Genomic DNA, 16,740 nt, shown 5'->3' on the forward strand with positions numbered 1-16,740 from the left:
TTATGTTTTCTCCTTATATTCATGCATTTGCATTGTTTTTCTCATTGCTTAATCCCTTCCTGATGAGTGTTTATATGGTGGGGATGATTCGGAATACCGATGCCAAAATTTTTAGCAAAGCGCTGATCCAAGGTAGTTTAATTGCCTTTGGGGTGTTTGTCCTATTTGCGTGGGGTGGGGAAAATATTTTTAGCCGCTATTTGAATGTTCGTTTTGAGTCTTTTCAAATTTTTGGTGGTCTAATTTTCTTGGTGATTGGTTATCGCTATGTGTTCCAAGGGGCTGAAACCATTGGCGAGATGCGCGGCGCACCTGAACATTTAGCTGGTACGATTGCCATGCCATTTATGATTGGTCCTGGGACCATCAGTGCCGCCGTGGTGACTGGCGTCAGTGTCCCTTTTACAGGGGCGATGGCCGTGATTGCCCTCACTTTGATTTTGACCTGTAGTATTTTAATTTTAATGAAGTTTGGCCATGATCACTTACGTTATAAGCATGCAAAATATATTGATCGCTATTTTGATATTGTCGGGCGCTTATCTGCTTTGCTGATTGGTACGATTGCTGTAGATATGATTGTTAATGGTGTGGTGGGCTTGATTCGTTCTGCCAATCTGACTTAATCGCGTCTTAGCTTGAGTTAATTCACAGAAATTGAAGCTGTTTTTATTGTATTTATGATGCTCTCGTTTGAGGAGAATAGTTGGATAAGACAGCTTCATTGTCATTATTTTGAATTGAATGGTAGAAAGGTTATAAAAATAATTGATGATGTTTTATGGTTTTGCGCATATTTTTACACGCATGAATGAACGATAATAACAATGTTGCATTCTCAATGAGCTCTTCCCATGTACCAATTAGATCAAGCAAACCAAGCACCTGATGACCAGTCAGAGTTGACAATGACGGTTTTGATGACACCTGATATGGCAAACTTTTCAGGTAATGTTCATGGCGGAACAATTCTCAAATTACTCGATCAAGTGGCCTATGCCTGCGCTAGCCGATATTCAGGTAGCTATGTGGTGACTTTGTCCGTTGATCGTGTCAATTTTAAAGAACCGATTTATGTGGGTGAGCTGGTAACGTTTCTTGCCAGTGTCAATCATGTCGGTCGTACCTCGATGGAAATCGGTATTCGCGTAGAAGCACAACATATCCAGAATAGAACCATTCGCCATACCAATACTTGTTATTTCACCATGGTAGCGGTGGATGAGCAGCGTAAGCCAAAAGAAGTCCCGCAATTAAATTTAGATACGGAATGGAAGCGTTGCCGTTTCGAAGCTGCTGAGCAACGTAAGGCAACACGTTTGCAAGAGGTTCATCAACCTTCATGCAGTGTGTTCAAGAAGACGCAGTGTTAAGTTCCTGGTGTACGAGCCATTAAAAAAGATCGAACCGCAGCATGGTTCGATCTTTTTTTTACATTGGTAATGAAGTAAGGGTTAAGTCATTACAAATGTGAGTCTAAGGAACTGGAGGAACCTTGAGATCTAATTAGTTTGTTGGTGCTGGTGTAGATGCAGGCGCTTCAGTTGCTGTTGCATCAGTTGCAGCTTGACCTTGAGTTTCAGGTTGTTCTTGAGTTGAAACAACAACTTTTTCTTCAGTTTGTTGTTCTACTGGCGCTGCAAATGTAGATGCAGCTGCAAGAGTAAGTGTAGTCGCAAGAACAGTTTTGATAAGTTTCATGTTTGGCATCCTTATTTCATTTAAAATAACAACCGCAATAGGAAGATTCAGTTTATCCAAATCTCTCAATTTCGGCATGAGGTCCATGCTATGTGCCAATCCAATTTGCGGCAATATTCTTAACAATCTATTACGTCTATCTTAACAATATGAAATATTGCATCCTGTTTTGTAGGTGCTGTGTAAAATAGCATGGAGAAATTAAGGATGAAAATGTATGGAAATATGTTTTTGTGATTAAAAAATAATCGCTAATTTTACGTGTTTTAAACATTAAGTTTGCTTTTCTAAAAAATGCTTAATTGAATAAAACATTTATATTGAATATTTAAATAAGATTTTTAGATTTAGTTTGTGATGTATATCACTTTATTTTTACTTGATGGGGTTTTGGTCTAATTGTCAGTGAGGTTATTCTTTATTTTATTTCATCGATTTTTCTCTTTAGAATGAAATAAATTTTTAATGCGAGTCTATCGTGAAGCTTATTGCTCCGAAAACAGTCCCTACTCATATTATTTCTGGCTTTTTAGGTGCAGGTAAGACCACGTTATTACAGCATTTATTGAGTCAAAAGCCTGAGCATGAAGTCTGGGCAGTTCTGATGAATGAATTTGGACAAATTGGTGTTGACCAGCAACTGATTACCCATCAGCAAGGTTATGCGGTCAAAGAACTGCTAGGGGGCTGTTTGTGTTGTAGCAGTCAATTACCTATGCAGATTGCACTTTCTCGCCTGCTGAGTGAAAGCAAACCTGATCGTTTATTTATCGAACCAACAGGTTTAGGACATCCTGCACAATTATTGGAACAACTGACTGAACCCCATTGGCAAAGTAGCTTAGACATGCGGGCTTTGGTGATTGTTGTGGATGGCAGTCGCCTACATGATCGGAATTGGGTCAAACAGAACTTATATAGTGACCAATTAAAAGCTGCACAAATCGTGGTGTTGTCGCATACCGATTGTATGACCGCAGCACATCATCAAGCGTATGGCGATTTAAAACAAGAGTATGAAACCTATGTTCAGTTTTGGATAGAAGCCGAACATGGGCAGGTGCAGATTCAGCAAATTGATATTGCGCAGCAGCCGCTACAACGTCAAATTCAACCTTTATTAAAGTTGCAACAAGTGCAGGGAGCGACTGAACAACTGCCAGAAATAAAGCAGCTTCCATATCATTATGTTGAAACGGCTCAGGGCTATACGGTCGCAGGTTGGAAATTTCCTAAACGCTGGCAGTTTAATTTCTATGATCTGTTGGATCTGTTATGTGCACAACAGGATTGGGTACGAATTAAAGGCATATTTAACACTGAGCAAGGTTGGAAAAGTTTTAATTTTAATCCGCAGCAGTTTAATTATAAGTCGGCCGAGGAGAGCGTCGATAATCGCATTGAAGTCATTTGTCAGTCAACACGTGACTGGTTGGCTTTTGAAACACAATTATTGCAGTGCCGTATCGATCCGATTGATGATCAACATAATCAAATCGCACATGCTTCTCAGTAAAATAGAGTATGCTTAGCGCCAAATTTGAGAACACTGAATTTAAGAGTATCGTTTATGGCGCTAAAAGCAACAATATATAAGGCAGATCTGAATATCGCCAATATGGATGAGCATATCTATGCAGATTATCAGCTCACACTTGCTCAGCATCCTTCTGAAACCATTGAACGTTTAATGGTGCGTATTCTGGCTTATGCACGTTTTGCCGATGAACGTTTAGAGTTCACCAAAGACTTATTTGAAACCGATGAACCTGCATTATGGCAAAAAGATCTGACTGGATTATTGGAAAAGTGGCTTGAAGTCGGTTGCCCATCTGAAGATAAAGTGAAAAAAGCCAGTGCGCGTTGCAAACAGGTTGCAGTGGTGACCTATGGTTCTCAGTCAGATGATTGGTGGCAGAAGAATACCAAGATTAAAACCTTGAGCAATGTGCAAGTGTGGCAATTGGCTCCACAAACTACGCAGGCACTTGAGGGCTTATGCGAACGTACCATGCAATTGCAGTTGAATATTATGGATGGCGAATGGACTTTGTTAAGTGAGCAAGGTCAAGTCGACATTCAGTGGCAGCAATTGCAATAATTTTAGTCTGAGTGATGTGGAGAGATAGAAATGAGCGCAGAATTAGAAATCATTGACTTGAAAGTAGGTGAAGGCAAAGAAGCGGTTCGTGGTGCTTTGATCACGACTCACTATACCGGTTGGTTGGAAGATGGAACCAAGTTTGACTCGTCTTTAGATCGTGGCAACTACTTTGAAACCGTGATTGGTACAGGCCGTGTGATTAAAGGCTGGGATCAGGGTATTATGGGGATGCGTGTGGGTGGAAAGCGTAAGCTGATTGTGCCTGCACATTTGGCCTATGGCTCACGTAAAATGGGTAAGATTATTCCTGCCAATGCCAATCTGACTTTCGAAATTGAACTATTCGATGTGAAAACACGCGACGAATAACCAGTTTGGATTGAGTAAATTGAAGCGATTTGGTTTATTTTTAGACTAAATCGCTTTAAAATCATAAAGATAAAATAATATTAATAATTGTATAATAAGGTTTTGATTTTAAAAACATTTCTTTTATCTGAATTTTATTACAGCCCAAGAAAAATATATTGATTCTGTATACAGTCCTGTATATCTTTGAGTTAAAAGAGCAATTTTTCTATGGCCCTTATTGTTAAAGCATAAATCTGTACGCTCAGGGTGTGAAATATTGTACTTCAGACGACTATACATTGATGGGGGTAAGTCAGTTATAGTCTATCGATGATAAAAAATGCCGCAAAAAGTAATGATAAGAATTTGAGTGAGTAGAGGTTGTTATGAATGATTATTTGGATATCACTGCATCTGAACTATTAAGAGAGTTAGATCATTTTTTTCTGATTGATACCCATGATGGCGCCCAGACTGGTTTTTGGGTCAATGAAAAAGCATTGACAGATAAACACTACTGGATGGATGGCGACTATAAGGTTGAAATCTTGAGATCCTTACAGCCTTCGCATCAATATGCGCCACATGACTATAAAATCACGCGTTTGGCCGTGGGCGAAAATGATAGTAATGTGGTGTTATTGGACTATGACGGGGTGCATAAAAAAATCCAGACCTTTCGTCGAGGTGAGTGGGTGAACCGTCTGAATAAATATTTTTATCAAAAAGAGCGTCACTATTTACAGCAGCTTGCAGATGATCCCAACTTTCAATTAATTCAGTATTAATATCATGCCGTGATGTTCAAATGCCCCTAATTCAAATCTTGGAATAGGGGTGAGTGTGCTTACCAAAAAATATTCAATTAAAATGTGATTGATTTCATAAAAAATACATTTAAGTTTATTTTCAGCTTTTAAAATTATAAATACAATCCGTACTTCCAGCTGACCATTCAAAAACATCTTATCTGTCCATAAAATTGTAAGATGATGCAGGCATGATCTGCGATCAGCGAATTTCTAATCTTGAGACGATATCTCTATGACAACACGTTTAGTGTCCCCAACTTTAAAAACTGTTTTAGGTCTTGTGTTTGGGGTGGTTGCCAGCACCACAACGTTTGCGGCAAATCCAAAAATTGATGCAACCACATTGACGGTCATTGGGTATCACGAAATCACAGAACGCAAAGATGCCTTGATTCCAAGTTATGCCGTGACAGCAAAGCAGTTCGGTGAACATATTGATTGGCTAAAAAAGAATGGCTATCACTTTATTAATGTTGATCAACTGATTAAGGCACATCAAGGTAAATATAAACTGCCGACTAAGCCTGTGTTGCTTACTGTTGATGATGGCTATCAATCCTTCTATCAAAATGCCTATCCGATTATTCGTGCGAAAAAGGTTCCAGTGGTTTTAGCTGTCGTGGGTTCTTGGTTAGAGCCTAAAGCGGATCAGAAAGTTGACTTTGGTGGTGAGCTGATTGAGCGTAATAAAATCCTGAGTTGGGATGAGCTTAAGGAAATGCAGAGCAGTGGTCTGGTCGAAATCGCCAGCCACAGTTACCATTTACATCAAGGTGTTAATGGTAATCCACAAGGAAACTCTGAACCTGCTGCGATTACGCGTATTTATGACCCTAAAACTAAAAGTTATGAAAGTGATGCTGCTTATCAAGCCCGTGTTTATCAAGATTTAAAAAAGAACAATGACCTCTTAAAATCACATGGTTTACGTTCACCTCGTGTGATGGTCTGGCCATATGGTCGCTATAATATGCAATTGGTACAAACCTCCAAACAGTTGGGGATGCCGATTACCATTACTTTGGATGATGGAGCAGACCACGCTAAGCAATCGTTACAAAACATGAGTCGTATTCTGATTCAGGGCAATATGTCAACCACGGCCTTGGCGCAAGAGATCAAGAACCGCGAACTGAATCTAAATGACAATAATCGACCACAAAAAATTATGCATGTCGATTTAGACTATATTTATGATCCAGATGAGAAGCAGCAAGAACGTAATCTTGATCATTTGATTGATCGTATTAATGGCATGGGCGTGAACACAGTCTATTTACAAGCGTTTTCTGATCCAGATGCCAACGGTTCTGCGGATATGGTGTATTTCCCAAATCGCCATATTCCGATGCGTGCAGATTTGTTTAATCGTGTGGCTTGGCAAATTCAAACCCGTACACCTGTACAGCGTCTATATGCCTGGATGCCACTTTTGGCTTGGGAACTGCCTAAGTCTGATCCTGTGTCAAAAGATTTAGTGGAAACCCAGCAAGCCAAAGCGGGTGAGCATTTAAATATGGGCTATATCCGTCTCAGTCCATTCTCGCCAGAAGCGCGTCAGACCATTAAGGAAATTTATCAGGATTTGGCTAAATCAACGCCGTTTGATGGCTTGTTGTTCCATGATGATGTGACCTTGTCCGACTATGAAGATGCCAGTCCTGATGCGTTGGCTGCGTATGCAAAACAAGGCTTACCAACAGATCTGGCCAAAATCCGTGACAACGATGCAGATTTGCAAAAATGGACAGCATATAAAACCAATTATTTAGATGATTTTGCAATGGAGTTGGCAGGAGAGGTACGTCAGTATCAGCCGTTTTTGGTGACTGCCCGTAATTTATATGCACAGGTGGCTTTAAATGCTTATGCGGAAAACTGGTATGCACAATCTTTAGAGCAATCACTAAATCGTTATGATTTTACTGCGATTATGGCGATGCCTTATATGGAGCAATCGGACAATCCTGCAAAATTTTATTCAGACATTATGAATCGCGTGAAGCAGTATCCAAACGGCATTAAAAAGACCGTGATGGAATTACAGGCGGTGAATTGGCGCAATGACCAAAAAGTACCCTCTGAAGAAATGGCAGCAACGATTAAGTCCTTATACGAGCAAGGTGCAATGCACGTGGCCTATTATCCAGATGATCCGATCAAAGGTCATCCAGAGGTCGAAACAATGCGTAAGGCTTTTGGTCTAAAATCATCTCAATTAATACCATAGTCGAGTAATGTAGATGAGTTGGATTGCTTTATTGTGGTCATACGCCATTAAGTTTGTTTTTTACTATCCATTATTTATGTCGTATTTGTGGATGGTCGGGGCAATCATTTTCTACTGGAGAGAGCGCCAAGACCCTCCTTATCAGCAACCTGCAGCTTTGCCCGAATATCCCAAAGTCGCGGTATTGGTTCCTTGTTTTAATGAAGGGGACAATGCTGAAGAAACCATTAGCCATGCACTGAAATTAGATTATCCCAATTTTGAAGTGATCGCGATTAATGATGGTAGTTCTGACAATACAGGTGAGGTGTTAGATCGATTGGCCACGCAGTATGAAAAATTACGTGTGGTACATCTGGCACAAAACCAAGGTAAGGCGATGGGTCTGCAAGCGGGAAGCTTGATGACAGATGCAGAATTCCTGATCGGGATTGATGGGGATGCATTGCTAGATCCACATGCGGCTAAATGGATGATGCGACATTTCTTGGAAGACCCAACGGTGGCTGCCGTCACGGGGAATCCACGTATTCGAACTCGTTCGACCTTGCTTGGACGGATTCAGGTCGGGGAGTTTTCCTCAATCGTCGGTATGATCAAACGCGCACAACGGACCTTTGGTCGTTTATTTACGGTATCGGGGGTGATTACTGCCTTTCGTAAAAGCGCCGTGCACCAAGTCGACTATTGGTCACCAAATATGTTGACTGAAGACATCGACATCACTTGGAAGTTGCAGCGCGCAGGTTGGGATGTCCGTTTTGAGCCAAATGCCTTGGTCTGGATATTGATGCCTGAAACCTTAAATGGGTTGTGGAAGCAACGTCTACGTTGGGCCATGGGCGGTGCACAGGTTTTGGTTAAAAATATTGACGTATTTTTAAAGCCTAAACTTAATTTTTTATGGCCGTTGATGTTTGAACTGTGTTTGACACTCATTTGGTCATATTTGATGCTTATTATGGCGGTGATCTGGTTATTGCATTTTATTTTAGCAATCCCAGCTTTGGCGATCGTGAGTTCACCATTTTTACCTTATGGTAGTGGAATTTTATTAGGGGCGACCTGTTTAATTCAGTTTGCTTTAAGCAAATGGATGGATAGTCGTTATGAACCAAACCTTGGGAAAAATTATTATTGGATGATTTGGTACCCGTTTGTGTTTTGGTTGATCACAATTACTGCTACAATCGTCGCCTTTCCAAAGGTACTGTTGCGTAATGATGAGAAACGTGCCCGTTGGATTAGCCCAGATCGTGGAATTCGTTGAATCGAAAAGATTCATTTTGCTGAGTAAAAAGCAATGAAAGCAGACAGCTTGATTATTGATGTACGTCGCCAACTCCCATGGCATAAGCGTTACTTCTCGACCACCACCACTGCAATGATGTGGGCGGGGTGGTTACTGTTATGGCGTCCATTTATTTTGGTATGGGTGTTGGTTGAATTACAAAAGACCCATATCGCTCAACGTTTGATGACTGCATTTAGTGATGGCATTGAGCATGGCATAACTGCATTATTTATGTGTGCGATCGCACTATTGTTATGGGGTTTATTACCTGCAAAACGTGTGCATAAAAAGCATGCTGTTGAAAAGACACTTCCTGATTATGCACGTTATTTTGAATTAGCTGAGCAAGAAATTCAGGTTGGACGTCAGCAGAAAGTCAGCATCGTTCATCACGATGAGAATGGTAAAATTATTCGCGTAGAATAATAGCTATTGTTCTGACTCGAAAAATATCGAATGCCTTAATTAAAGAAATTAAGGCATTTTTTATGATCTGGTCTTAAATTTTAAACATAAAAAAACCAGCTTACGCTGGATTTTTATTTGCACTATCTTTCATTAGTTGAAAGATGGTGCCCGAGGCCAGACTCGAACTGGCACGCTTTGTGGGCGGGGGATTTTAAATCCCCTGTGTCTACCGATTTCACCACTCGGGCATGTGCGCAATAATAGAGGACACTTTAAAACTTGGCAAGAGCAAAACTTGCTATTTGCTTTCTTTTCAATCAATTCATGTGCTTATCTGATGAAAATTAAGCACTGTCATATAACTTTCATGATTCTTTCATCAAACTGAGATCAAAGCTTCATTTAAGCCAATTAATTTAAGTCATTTATTTATAGTGATAAAATTAAGGTAGCTATCCAAATGACAGCAAAAATTTCACGACGGGAACTCATTCAAAAAAGTCTATTCGGTTTCGGGGCGTTGTCTTTATCTGCAGGGTTTACAGGATGTAATGACAGTTCAGATCAAGAAACAGCAACATTGCAAGTGAGTTTTGAACATGGGGTTGCCAGTGGTGATCCTTTACAAGATCGCGTGATCTTATGGACGCGCTTGACGCCAAGCGAGAGTAGTGCCCGTCTGCAAGTGACATGGGAAATTGCGTTAGATCAGCAATTCAAACAAATCATTAAAACCGATAAAGTCACCACAACAGCTTCACAAGATTTTACGGTGAAGGTAGATGCTACAGGCTTAAAACCAGATCAAAGCTATTTCTACCGTTTTATCTTCGGAGATAAAGTTTCACCTGTGGGCCAAACCAAGACTTTGCCAAGCAGTGCGACAAAAGTCAGTTTTGCAGTATGTTCATGTTCGAATTATCCAGCAGGTTATTTCTATGTATATCGTGAAATGGCCAAGCAAAATGTCGATGTGGTGATCCATTTAGGTGATTATATTTATGAATATGGCGCGGATGGCTATGCAGCAGAGGATGCAGCCAAACTAGGCCGTACGCTTGCCGCAGACAATAATAAAGAAATTATTAAGTTGGATGATTATCGCAAGCGTTATGCGCTCTATCGTAAAGATAAAGACTTGCAGGCCTTGCACCTTCGTCATCCATTTATTGTGATTTGGGATGACCATGAATTAGCTAATGATGCATGGCGAGAAGGGGCGGAAAATCACCAGCCAAACGAAGGATCATTCCTTGACCGTAAACTAGCCGCTTTACAGGCCTACTTTGAGTGGATGCCAATTCGTCCTGTCGATGATCAACACACCAAGATTTATCGCCAATTCGATTTTGGTAATTTAGTTCAATTGACGATGTTAGATACGCGAATTATTGCGCGTGATGAACAGTTGGACTATGCCAATTATATGACAGCGAATGGTTTGGATATTGCAAAATTCCAAGCAGATTTGACCAATCCAGCACGTACTCTAATGGGTTATACCCAACGTGATTGGCTGATTGGAAAACTGCAACAGTCGACAGCAAACTGGAATGTACTTGGTCAGCAAATTCTGATGACCAAGATGTTGGTTCCTGCTGAGTTGCTACTTGCTTTGGCTGAAATTACCGCAGGGAATCCGAGTGCGGATACTTTAAATAAGATGAATGCACAAATTACCGAGTTGGTGACTTTAAAAGTTCGCCTGCAGAAAGGTGATCCGACTTTAACAGCACAAGAAAAAGCACGTGTTCTGACGGTTGCACCTTATAACTTAGATGCATGGGATGGTTATTTTGCTGAGCGTGAGATTGTGTACGCTGCTTTGGCGCAATTAAAGAAAAAAGTGGTGGTATTAGCAGGGGATACCCATAACGCATGGTCATCAAATTTATACAGTAAAGACGGTGCATTTGTTGGGGTAGAGTTAGCAACCAGTTCGGTGTCTTCGCCGGGCTTAGAAAAATATTTAAATATTCCATTGGCACAGTTGCAACAGTTTGAATTTGCATTCACGACTTTGATTGATGAGTTGAATTACTGCAATTTAAATCAAAGAGGCTATTTGATTGTTCAATTTGATGCTGCACAAGTTCAGTCACAATGGATTTATGTGGATTCAATCAAAAAGCCTGAATATGTGATTGATCAATCACGAGGCTATCAATTGAGTTTGGATAAAAACTTATTGCCAGTGAAAACAGGGCAGCAAGTGGCTTAAGTTTCAAAAGTGGGGGGAAGCCAAGTCAATGAGCTTGGCTTTTTTTATGGTCTATTCTTAAATTTTAGGCATAAAAAAACCAGCTTGCGCTGGATTTTTATTTGCACCATATTTCGGTCGCTGAAAGATGGTGCCCGAGGCCAGACTCGAACTGGCACGCTTTGTGGGCGGGGGATTTTAAATCCCCTGTGTCTACCGATTTCACCACTCGGGCTTTACCAATGGAGGCGGAGGTCGGAATCGAACCGGCGTACACGGAGTTGCAGTCCGCTGCATGACCACTCTGCCACCCCGCCATCTCTTGGTGATGCACATATTAGCAATCTTTTAAAAAAAAACAATAGTGTTTATTGCGAATATGCACATAAAAACAACATCTAAAAGAATATTGCTCAAATTATCATGTATTATTTACGCAATTGATTCATACCCACTTTGGAGATGCGCTGTGGCATTGGTTTTAGACGGTCGTGCATTAGCAAAACAAATTGAAACGGATTTGTTGGTACGTGTAGAAGCATTAAAAGCAAAATCGGGGCGTACCCCAATCTTGGCAACCATTTTGGTTGGTGATGATGGTGCATCTGCCACGTATGTGCGTATGAAAGGTAATGCTTGCCGCCGGGTTGGCATGGACTCGCTTAAAGTTGAACTTCCAAAAGAAACTACAACTGAACAATTATTGGCTGAAATTGAAAAATTAAATGCCAATCCTGATGTGCATGGCATCTTGTTACAGCATCCAGTGCCTGAACAAATTGATGAAAGAGCGTGTTTCGATGCGATTTCGTTAGCGAAAGATGTCGATGGCGTGACGTGTTTAGGTTTTGGTCGTATGGCTATGGGCGAAGCGGCGTATGGTTCAGCAACTCCAGCGGGCATTATGACCATTTTGCAAGAAAATAAAATTGAAATCGCAGGTAAACACGCGGTTGTCGTAGGCCGTTCTGCTATTTTGGGTAAACCAATGGCGATGATGCTATTACAAGCCAATGCGACTGTGACCATTTGCCATTCTCGTACTCAAAACTTACCAGAATTGGTAAAACAAGCCGATATTATTGTTGGTGCAGTCGGTAAAGCTGAATTGATTCAAAAAGACTGGATCAAACAAGGTGCGGTCGTGGTTGATGCGGGCTTCCATCCTCGTGATGGTGGTGGTGTCGGCGATATCCAATTGGTCGGTATTGAAGAGATTGCTTCAGCTTATACCCCAGTACCGGGTGGTGTGGGACCGATGACGATTACGACGTTGATTCGTCAAACTGTAGAAGCTGCTGAAAAAGCATTAGCGTAACGATTAATAACCCCTCGCGAAGAGGGGTTTTTTAGAATTCAAGAAATATGAGTTGCACTTTTCAATTTACCAAAGCACCTGAACATTTGTTGCAGGCCTTGCATCAGGTGATTCCAAATACTGATTTACTCGCACAGCAGTTACCTGAAACACCAATTTCGCTTTGGCTAATTCCGCCAGTATTTCCAACCGATCGTTTAGACGATGAAGTGATTCGACGGATTTGGAATGAAACGCCGTATTGGATTTTTTGTTGGGCTTCTGGTCTGGCAATGGCACAATGGCTATTGGCTGAGCCGCATCATGTTAAAGATAAGGTTGTTTTAGATTTTGGTGCTGGTTCGGGTGTGGTTGCGATTGCGGCAAAAATGGCAGGTGCTAAACGTGTGATTTGTTGTGATATTGATCCCATCAGTCTTGCATCATGTCGTGAAAATGCGTTGCTGAATGATGTTGAACTCGAGTATCTGGACGATTTGTACCAGTCCGAACAAGTTGATGTGTTATTGGCGGCAGATGTACTGTATGACCAATCCAATCGTTTCTTTCTGGATGAGTTTTTAAAATTTGCACCTGAGGTCTGGGTCGCGGATAGTCGAGTCAAAAACTTTAGCCATCCGCAATATCTAAAAATTGATGAACGTAGCGCAAGCACTTGGCCAGATCTGGATGAAGGCAAAGAATTTAGAAACGTCAGTTTTTATCGAACCAAATAATACCCCCTAGTGAAAAGCTATTTTGTATTGAGATTATCAAATCTCAACACAATCTCCTGACTATGCATGCTAAAACATTCAGATGAAATAAACAGATGGCCTTGGGGCTGTTATACAGAAAAATGTTTAAAAAGGAAGATGTATGAGTATCCAGCAGATTGATGATGGCAAACATGGTGCTTTTAAGCTGTACGAAGGCGAGGAACTCGCTGGTGAGATGGCTTATACCTGGGCGGGGGACAGTATGCTCATTATTGACCATACCGATGTAAGTGACCAATTTCGTGGTCAAGGTGTCGGGCATAAGCTGCTAAAGGAGCTGATTGCCTTTGTGCGTCAACGTCAGGTGAAAGTCATTCCTTTGTGCCCGTTTGCAAAATCGGTGTTTGATAAGGATCTTTCGATTCATGACGTTTTGAAAGGATAAGCGGTGTTGGATGTATTCCCCATGATGGAATACATCCATTTTCATTGGCTAAGCCATAAAATTAAGAACAAGTATAACGAACCACTTTGAGTGTGCTTGGGCGAGCTTCAAGCGCCTGACGGGTGGCATAGCCTTCGCTATTATTTAAATCGGGTGAATTGGATAAACCAAATGTTGCACGGCTATTGCCGAGTTTTACACCATATTGTTCTTGTTGGATTGGATTTGCGATCTCATTGACACTCAATACAGCAAGTTTATAGGTTTTGTCCGCACCTAGAATTTGCTTGCAGGCATGTTGTAATTTTTTCTCATCTAAGTCGCTATTACTACGTGCAGCGAGCGTATAAGCAACAGTCGCAGAAGTGGCCGTTTTATTTTCAATTTGATAACCCGTTGTGCCATTGTATTGATGTGGACTACTTTGACAGGCTGCAAGAACAAGAGCACCGCTCATAATTAACAATAAATTGGTTTTTTTCATATCAATAATCCTGTTATTTCTGGTTTTAGTATCGCATAAAATAAGTTTTTTATTGTGAGGAATCTTTAAAACACAGGCTATTCATCGTTTTTTAGCTTCAAATATCAAGAAAGAATTTTCGTTTTCGAACAATTTTGCATATAATCTGCCAAGTTTTTTATTTAATACAGAAGTCATTGCTTTTTTTGCAGTATTGGAGCCCGTTTTTTAACGGGCATTTAATTTATTGCAGGATAGGGTTTGTTGAATGTCACTTGGCCCTCAATTAAGCAAGTCTGGATAGGTATGTCATGATCTCTACAGATAGTCAAAAGAAATACGTGGTTGCATTTGACCAAGGTACAACGAGCTCACGTGCGATCGTGTTGGATCACGATGCGAATGTCATCAGTATTGCTCAGCGTGAATTTACGCAAATCTACCCACAACCAGGTTGGGTTGAGCATGATCCAATGGAAATCTGGGCGACACAAAGCGCCGTCTGGGTTGAAGCTCTAGCGCAAGCAGGTATTTCTAGCGAGCAAATTGCAGCAATTGGGATCACTAACCAACGTGAAACCACCGTGATTTGGGATAAACAGACTGGCAAACCTATTTACAATGCAATTGTATGGCAAAGTCGCCAAAGCAATGAAATTTGTAATCAACTACGTCAAGACGGTTGGCAGGATTATGTTCATAAAGTCACTGGTTTGGTGCTTGATCCGTATTTCTCTGCGACAAAAATTAAGTGGATTCTAGATCGCGTCGAAGGTAGCCGTGAACGTGCACAACGTGGTGAGTTGCTGTTTGGTACGATTGACACTTGGTTGCTGTGGAAATTGACCAATGGTCAAGTGCATGTCACTGATTACACTAACGCTTCCCGCACCATGCTATTCAACATTGAAACTTTGCAGTGGGATGACAAGTTACTTGAAGCACTGAATATTCCAAAAGCGATGTTACCTGAAGTGCGTAGTTCTTCAGAAATCTATGGTTATACCCATACCATTAGTGGGCAAGAGATTGGAATTCCAATTGCAGGTATTGCTGGTGATCAGCAGGCTGCGCTATTTGGACAAATGTGTGTTGAAGTGGGGCAGGCAAAAAATACCTATGGTACGGGTTGCTTCTTGCTTATGAATACGGGCAAACGCATTGTGCAATCTGATCATGGTTTATTGACGACAATCGCATGTGGTCCGCGCGGTGAAGTGAATTATGCACTGGAAGGTGCGGTATTTAATGGCGGTTCTTGTGTGCAGTGGTTACGTGATGAGCTCAAAGCGATTAATGATTCGCATGACTCTGAATACTATGCAACCAAAGTAAAAGACAGCAATGGCGTCTATGTGGTTCCAGCCTTTACGGGTTTAGGGGCGCCCTATTGGGATCCAACAGCGCGCGGTGCGATTTTAGGGATTACTCGTGGCGTCAGCATCGAACATATTATTCGTGCGACATTGGAGTCAATTGCTTACCAAACACGTGACGTCTTGGATGCCATGCAGCAGGACTCTGGTGAGAAATTGCGTACTTTACGAGTCGATGGTGGTGTAACCGCGAATAACTTCTTGATGCAATTCCAAGCCGACATCATGGGCACTTCAGTTGAACGTCCAGCCATGAAAGAAACCACGGGTATGGGCGCAGCATTTTTGGCGGGTCTGGCGGTCGGTTTCTGGTCGGATTTAAATGAATTGAAGAGTAGAATGACCATCGAAAATACCTTTACCCCAGAGTGCAGTCAGGATGTGACTGAAAAACTCTATAAAGGTTGGTTAAAAGCAGTCGGACGTACTCGTGATTGGGCGGAAGATTAAGCTAAAATAACCCCAATTTAAGATGACTAAAACAACATAGGATGGATGAGCATGAGCTTGATACTACGCCAACAGAAAACCCTCGAATTAGTGAGAGAGCGTGGCTATATCAGTATTGAAGAGCTTGCTCAGCATTTTGATGTCACCCCGCAAACCATCCGTCGTGATATTAATCAACTGGCCGATGAAGGCTTGCTGCGCCGTTATCATGGTGGTGCAGCGCATGATTCAAGTGTGGAAAACACTGAATATACGATGCGTGTTGGCCATATGTTGGAACAAAAAAGAACGATTGCAGCCGCAGTGGCTGCAGCTGTTCCTGATTATGCCTCTTTATTTATCAATATTGGGACCACCACGGAAGCCATTGCTCACGCATTACTGAATCATACGGGTTTGCGGATTATTACCAATAACCTCAATGTCGCCAAAATCCTCAGTACCAAAGAAGACTTTGAGGTACTGATTGCCAGCGGGCGTGTCCGTCCGGATGGTGGGGTGATTGGTCAGGCGACTGCAGACTTTTTTAAACAGTTTAAAGCGGATTATGCTTTAGTTGGTATTAGTGGTATTGAAGAAGATGGCACCTTGCTGGATTTTGATTTCCAAGAAGTATGTGTGTCTCAGGAAATTGTATCCAGTGCCCGTCAAGTGTTCCTTGCAGCAGATAGCAGTAAGTTTGGTCGTAATGCCATGATCCGTTTAGGTTCACTTAAGCAAGTTGATTGTATTTTTACTGACCAGCAACCGAATGATGAATTTATGAAAACCATTCGAGATTTAGATGTTGGCTTGATTGTTGCCCAGTAAATCTTCATTTTCGAAAAATTGTTACTTTTCTTGAGTCGAGACGATTTGGCTCAAGTCTATTTAAATAAGAACTAAACGCT

The 16,740-nt window shown here is 41.3% G+C and carries 17 protein-coding genes and 3 tRNA genes; 15 read left to right on the top strand and 5 right to left on the bottom strand.

What is annotated here, in order from left to right; genetic code table 11:
* The first annotated feature begins 2 nt into the window (after window positions 1–2).
* Together F993_RS19130 and F993_RS19125 are read left to right on the top strand one after the other, a co-directional pair.
* On the top strand, window positions 3–626 hold the full coding sequence (locus tag F993_RS19130) for a MarC family protein (protein WP_004652003.1): 624 nt from the start codon (window positions 3–5) through the stop codon (window positions 624–626).
* 228 nt (window positions 627–854) lie between these two features.
* Window positions 855–1,373 (top strand): acyl-CoA thioesterase, encoded by a 519-nt coding sequence (locus F993_RS19125; protein ID WP_004652004.1) that lies wholly within the window; start codon window positions 855–857, stop codon window positions 1,371–1,373.
* Between the two features lie 133 nt (window positions 1,374–1,506).
* On the opposite strand, the gene F993_RS19120 is transcribed toward F993_RS19125, so the two are convergent.
* A complete protein-coding gene (locus F993_RS19120; RefSeq protein ID WP_004652005.1) occupies window positions 1,507–1,701 on the bottom strand; it encodes a hypothetical protein in 195 nt (64 codons plus the stop codon).
* A gap of 478 nt (window positions 1,702–2,179) precedes the next feature.
* On the opposite strand from F993_RS19120, the gene F993_RS19115 reads away from it, so the two are divergent.
* The 7 genes from F993_RS19115 to pgaD all read left to right on the top strand — a co-directional run bounded on the left by F993_RS19115 (window position 2,180) and on the right by pgaD (window position 8,918).
* Window positions 2,180–3,217 (top strand): CobW family GTP-binding protein, encoded by a 1,038-nt coding sequence (locus tag F993_RS19115; protein ID WP_004652006.1) that lies wholly within the window; start codon window positions 2,180–2,182, stop codon window positions 3,215–3,217.
* A gap of 54 nt (window positions 3,218–3,271) precedes the next feature.
* A complete protein-coding gene (locus F993_RS19110; protein WP_004652008.1) occupies window positions 3,272–3,802 on the top strand; it encodes a YaeQ family protein in 531 nt (176 codons plus the stop codon).
* Between the two features lie 30 nt (window positions 3,803–3,832).
* Window positions 3,833–4,174, top strand: coding sequence for an FKBP-type peptidyl-prolyl cis-trans isomerase (locus F993_RS19105; protein ID WP_004652009.1), 342 nt, complete (start codon window positions 3,833–3,835; stop codon window positions 4,172–4,174).
* A gap of 368 nt (window positions 4,175–4,542) precedes the next feature.
* Window positions 4,543–4,944, top strand: a complete 402-nt coding sequence (locus tag F993_RS19100) for a hypothetical protein (RefSeq protein WP_004652010.1) — start codon at window positions 4,543–4,545, stop codon at window positions 4,942–4,944.
* A 256-nt stretch (window positions 4,945–5,200) separates the two neighbouring features.
* Window positions 5,201–7,198 (top strand): poly-beta-1,6-N-acetyl-D-glucosamine N-deacetylase PgaB, encoded by a 1,998-nt coding sequence (gene pgaB / locus F993_RS19090; protein ID WP_004652012.1) that lies wholly within the window; start codon window positions 5,201–5,203, stop codon window positions 7,196–7,198.
* 13 nt (window positions 7,199–7,211) lie between these two features.
* Window positions 7,212–8,468 carry a poly-beta-1,6-N-acetyl-D-glucosamine synthase gene (gene pgaC, locus F993_RS19085; protein WP_004652013.1) on the top strand — a complete coding sequence of 419 codons (1,257 nt, stop codon included), beginning with the start codon at window positions 7,212–7,214 and terminating at the stop codon, window positions 8,466–8,468.
* A gap of 33 nt (window positions 8,469–8,501) precedes the next feature.
* On the top strand, window positions 8,502–8,918 hold the full coding sequence (pgaD, locus tag F993_RS19080) for a poly-beta-1,6-N-acetyl-D-glucosamine biosynthesis protein PgaD (RefSeq protein WP_004652014.1): 417 nt from the start codon (window positions 8,502–8,504) through the stop codon (window positions 8,916–8,918).
* A 144-nt stretch (window positions 8,919–9,062) separates the two neighbouring features.
* Here pgaD and F993_RS19075 read toward each other — a convergent pair.
* Window positions 9,063–9,148, bottom strand: a tRNA-Leu gene (locus F993_RS19075).
* Window positions 9,149–9,360: 212 nt separating this feature from the next.
* Here F993_RS19075 and F993_RS19070 point away from each other — a divergent pair.
* On the top strand, window positions 9,361–11,121 hold the full coding sequence (locus tag F993_RS19070; RefSeq protein WP_004652015.1) for an alkaline phosphatase D family protein: 1,761 nt from the start codon (window positions 9,361–9,363) through the stop codon (window positions 11,119–11,121).
* 128 nt (window positions 11,122–11,249) lie between these two features.
* On the opposite strand, the gene F993_RS19065 is transcribed toward F993_RS19070, so the two are convergent.
* Window positions 11,250–11,335 (bottom strand) — tRNA-Leu (locus F993_RS19065).
* An 8-nt stretch (window positions 11,336–11,343) separates the two neighbouring features.
* Window positions 11,344–11,417 (bottom strand) — tRNA-Cys (locus F993_RS19060).
* A gap of 152 nt (window positions 11,418–11,569) precedes the next feature.
* On the opposite strand from F993_RS19060, the gene folD reads away from it, so the two are divergent.
* The 3 genes from folD to F993_RS19045 all read left to right on the top strand — a co-directional run bounded on the left by folD (window position 11,570) and on the right by F993_RS19045 (window position 13,561).
* The gene (gene folD / locus F993_RS19055; protein ID WP_004652016.1) at window positions 11,570–12,418 is read left to right on the top strand and encodes a bifunctional methylenetetrahydrofolate dehydrogenase/methenyltetrahydrofolate cyclohydrolase FolD; all 849 of its coding nucleotides are present in this window, start codon (window positions 11,570–11,572) and stop codon (window positions 12,416–12,418) included.
* A 47-nt stretch (window positions 12,419–12,465) separates the two neighbouring features.
* Window positions 12,466–13,134, top strand: a complete 669-nt coding sequence (locus tag F993_RS19050) for a class I SAM-dependent methyltransferase (protein ID WP_004652017.1) — start codon at window positions 12,466–12,468, stop codon at window positions 13,132–13,134.
* A 142-nt stretch (window positions 13,135–13,276) separates the two neighbouring features.
* Window positions 13,277–13,561: a GNAT family N-acetyltransferase gene (locus F993_RS19045; protein ID WP_004652018.1), complete on the top strand. Its 285-nt coding sequence runs from the start codon at window positions 13,277–13,279 to the stop codon at window positions 13,559–13,561.
* 61 nt (window positions 13,562–13,622) lie between these two features.
* On the opposite strand, the gene F993_RS19040 is transcribed toward F993_RS19045, so the two are convergent.
* Window positions 13,623–14,045, bottom strand: a complete 423-nt coding sequence (locus F993_RS19040; protein WP_004652019.1) for a hypothetical protein — start codon at window positions 14,043–14,045, stop codon at window positions 13,623–13,625.
* 290 nt (window positions 14,046–14,335) lie between these two features.
* Between F993_RS19040 and glpK the strand changes: the two genes are divergently transcribed.
* Both glpK and F993_RS19030 read left to right on the top strand, forming a co-directional pair.
* Window positions 14,336–15,850 (top strand): glycerol kinase GlpK, encoded by a 1,515-nt coding sequence (gene glpK / locus F993_RS19035; protein WP_004652021.1) that lies wholly within the window; start codon window positions 14,336–14,338, stop codon window positions 15,848–15,850.
* Between the two features lie 51 nt (window positions 15,851–15,901).
* Window positions 15,902–16,660 (top strand): DeoR family transcriptional regulator, encoded by a 759-nt coding sequence (locus tag F993_RS19030; RefSeq protein ID WP_004652022.1) that lies wholly within the window; start codon window positions 15,902–15,904, stop codon window positions 16,658–16,660.
* Window positions 16,661–16,740: the final 80 nt, after the last annotated feature.

It is taken from the genome of Acinetobacter proteolyticus, assembly GCF_000367945.1.
Lineage (GTDB): Bacteria > Pseudomonadota > Gammaproteobacteria > Pseudomonadales > Moraxellaceae > Acinetobacter > Acinetobacter proteolyticus.

Coding starts and splice junctions, on each gene's coding strand:
- F993_RS19070 (WP_004652015.1), top strand. CDS start 9,361: ATGACAGCAAAAATTTCACGACGGGAACTCATTCAAAAAAGTCTATTC.
- pgaC (WP_004652013.1), top strand. CDS start 7,212: ATGAGTTGGATTGCTTTATTGTGGTCATACGCCATTAAGTTTGTTTTT.
- F993_RS19125 (WP_004652004.1), top strand. CDS start 855: ATGTACCAATTAGATCAAGCAAACCAAGCACCTGATGACCAGTCAGAG.
- F993_RS19105 (WP_004652009.1), top strand. CDS start 3,833: ATGAGCGCAGAATTAGAAATCATTGACTTGAAAGTAGGTGAAGGCAAA.
- F993_RS19045 (WP_004652018.1), top strand. CDS start 13,277: ATGAGTATCCAGCAGATTGATGATGGCAAACATGGTGCTTTTAAGCTG.
- F993_RS19130 (WP_004652003.1), top strand. CDS start 3: ATGTTTTCTCCTTATATTCATGCATTTGCATTGTTTTTCTCATTGCTT.
- F993_RS19100 (WP_004652010.1), top strand. CDS start 4,543: ATGAATGATTATTTGGATATCACTGCATCTGAACTATTAAGAGAGTTA.
- F993_RS19050 (WP_004652017.1), top strand. CDS start 12,466: ATGAGTTGCACTTTTCAATTTACCAAAGCACCTGAACATTTGTTGCAG.
- F993_RS19030 (WP_004652022.1), top strand. CDS start 15,902: ATGAGCTTGATACTACGCCAACAGAAAACCCTCGAATTAGTGAGAGAG.
- glpK (WP_004652021.1), top strand. CDS start 14,336: ATGATCTCTACAGATAGTCAAAAGAAATACGTGGTTGCATTTGACCAA.
- F993_RS19040 (WP_004652019.1), bottom strand. CDS start 14,045: ATGAAAAAAACCAATTTATTGTTAATTATGAGCGGTGCTCTTGTTCTT.
- pgaB (WP_004652012.1), top strand. CDS start 5,201: ATGACAACACGTTTAGTGTCCCCAACTTTAAAAACTGTTTTAGGTCTT.
- pgaD (WP_004652014.1), top strand. CDS start 8,502: ATGAAAGCAGACAGCTTGATTATTGATGTACGTCGCCAACTCCCATGG.
- F993_RS19120 (WP_004652005.1), bottom strand. CDS start 1,701: ATGAAACTTATCAAAACTGTTCTTGCGACTACACTTACTCTTGCAGCT.
- F993_RS19110 (WP_004652008.1), top strand. CDS start 3,272: ATGGCGCTAAAAGCAACAATATATAAGGCAGATCTGAATATCGCCAAT.